The organism is Clostridium sp. AF34-10BH, assembly GCF_003478095.1.
GTDB classification, from domain to species: Bacteria; Bacillota; Clostridia; order Lachnospirales; family Lachnospiraceae; genus Acetatifactor; species Acetatifactor acetigignens.
In genome coordinates this window covers 1-2,863 of record NZ_QUEC01000063.1, presented here as the reverse complement: position 1 = coordinate 2,863, position 2,863 = coordinate 1, and the positions used below count along the sequence as shown (strand labels likewise).

General features: G+C 32.3%; 2 protein-coding genes. One reads left to right on the top strand and one right to left on the bottom strand.

The window, feature by feature from the left end:
* Positions 1-74 precede the first annotated feature (74 nt).
* Positions 75-1,142 carry a hypothetical protein gene (locus tag DWZ61_RS19315; protein ID WP_118540110.1) on the top strand — a complete coding sequence of 356 codons (1,068 nt, stop codon included), beginning with the start codon at positions 75-77 and terminating at the stop codon, positions 1,140-1,142.
* Here DWZ61_RS19315 and DWZ61_RS19310 read toward each other — a convergent pair.
* The coding region (locus DWZ61_RS19310; RefSeq protein WP_207664197.1) for a tetratricopeptide repeat protein at positions 1,099-2,863 on the bottom strand (1,765 nt) is incomplete at its 5' end. The genes DWZ61_RS19315 and DWZ61_RS19310 overlap by 44 nt on opposite strands.

Below are 2,863 nucleotides of genomic sequence, written 5' to 3'. Positions count from 1 at the left end.
ATGGTGGTCAATAAAGGATAATACACAATTATCTGATGTTGCATTAGCATAACTGTGTGGAGGTGACATACATCTTGGAATACAATATAAATTATAGAAAAATGCTTGATGATCTTAGAGGTAAAACTATAGGTCTTGTCTATTTTTTTGAAAAAGAAGAAGCCCCTGGTAGCAAACATTATTGGGTTTGGAAAAGTGACATTATTTCTGGTTGGCTAAATGCCATACAAGAACTAGAATGCATACCTTATATAATGGATGTACGAACTTTTATACAAAAGGCTTCATATAATACGCTGCCACACATAGATTTTATTATTAACTTAAATTGCGGCAATTATGAACTATCATCATTGTCACTAGTTCCTTCAATGTGTAGTTTCCTAGCAATTCCGTGTATTCCATGCAATGCGCTTGCAATAGTAATGAGTGAAAATAAATTTATTTCCAATATACTTGCTAGTGCCAATAGCATAAGTGTACCAGAATACCTTTCGCCTACTGATCCCAACGGAATTTTTAGGCCGATGAACTTAGGGAGCAGCATCGGTATTCGAATAGGCGAGAGTGATAATAGTGATGGATTATATCAAAGATTTATATCGGGCTTCGACATAACTGTCCCGATCGTATATAATCCACTTGTTGATGCCTTGGATTTACTCCCCCCTTTATTGTATTACCCAAATTCTCAGGATCCAAAGTGGATTTATAGCTTTGAAGAAAAATATACTGAAAGTGAAAATTTTATCAAATATCCGATACTAAACATAGATGCAAAAACAAAGGATACACTACTAAATTTTGCAAAAACATTTCCTATAACTACTTATGGTCGCATTGATGGACGCATTAAGTGCCAAAATAACAAATTATCTAAAGAAATTTTGCAGAAACCACTATTATTAGATGATTTTTACTTTGTTGAAATAAATTCGATGCCCACAATTGAATTAAATGATTCTTTTGATATGGCATTCAAAACTGCATTAACGCATAGCAATGTCAGTATTCACTCATCTGTGGAGCAGTATTGCAGTATTGTGAAACATGCTTCAATGATAGGATACTTATTGTCATCTTCAATTATTTCTCTCACTAAAGCCAAATTTCAAAGTCAAATGGATTCAAGCCATAATTAACAATAAATTCTGCACGCTTCCCTTTAGGCATGTATGGCCTATGGGGAATTGTGCATTCCATAATTTTCCCACACTCCTCGGCAAAATGTGTGCACAGATATTGCATTTGTAAACAGCGTTCTCCAGCATTGATAGAACTCGTTTCAAATGATTTTTTAATTAGTTTTTGAATAGGATAAGTATCTAGTAATTCTTTTGCTAAAATTCTGTTTTGCTTCAATGCCACTGTAAGAACATTCAATGCATAATCAGCTGCTAAAAAGGGTAATTTTGTCATTCCCATTCCATCGAAAATACGCCGCATTAATAACCGAATTCTATTTTCGTCGATAGTGGTATATGAATAATTTTCAGCGAGCATTTTATTACTTTCAATAGCAAGTTTTTGAACAATACGATCATTATTTCTAGCATATTCCAAACCACGGTCAAAAAAATCTATAGCAGTATCTGTTTGACCACAATATAAGTATGCAACCCCTACATTATTGTATAAATGGCTCAAAGCAACCATACCAGGCACATTGTTTACTGCCTCTACTTGCATTTCCCTAAAGGCTTCTGGATGAATATTATTTGTATAAAACTGTTCGATTAACATATTGTTTTTACAATAGATTGCATTGTCTTCCATCATATTCTTTTTAAAAATAGAATATCCCTTATCATATAAAACAATTCTATCTTCTATTGAACAATTTGGCAAAAACTCAGCATAACGATACACTTGTGCCAACAATAATTCATGATTTAAATTAGTGGCTATTTTTTGTGCCTCTAGTATATCATTACCTCCGTAATCATTACAAAAAATACGGAATAGTCTTAATATACATTCAAAGGCACGAAGTATTTGTTCCTCTTCATTATTTCCGCTATGTAAATTTATAATTTCATCCGTGAAACTGGACAATTGAGTAGATATTTCCTCTTTTTGATCAAATAGTAAATTTGAACGATACTTAAGAACAGTAGGTGCATATTTTTTTACAATAAGATTTTCACTCCATTCAGAATTTAGCAATAACTTACACGGTGTGTTTGAACATGTACTATAGCATTGTTTTGCAAAAGAATCTATAAAGGAAACTATATTATTTGCACCACAATTAACAACCTTGTATTTTTCTTCCTTGCCGCTATTCTTAATCATTTTGATATTTATTCCGTCAGGACATTCAGATAGCAGTTCCATCGCCCTATTAAAATCATTATCTTTTAGTAGCAATATTATTGTTGGTCTTAATATACTATCTTTATTCAAACTAACTAAGTGTGCAATATTGCGTTTAGTTAGTTTCCCTTCTTGCAGTATAATTGGGTCAATAACTTCCGGACCTGCTAACTGATGTTCATTAACAGTGAATAATTGACACAAAGAAGTAATGGCCTCTGCTATGCTAATTCCTGAAAAGCCGTTAGATAGCAAATTGACTAATTTTTCAACTGGCGCTACATTTTTACTTATAGTTTGAATGGCTTTTGAAAATATATTTTTGATTTGTTTTTCAGACGTAATGTAATTGGAAGTATTAATGTATTTTTTAAAATATTCTTGTCCTCTTCCAACAACAAATTGTTGTTCCACTACGTAAACAGTAAAGGTACTATCTTCTTGCACAAATAATTTTTCAATATCGTTCATAATTTTATCCACTCGCTTGAAGCAATGTTTTAGTGCAACATCAGATAATTGTGTATTATCCTTTATTGACCACCAT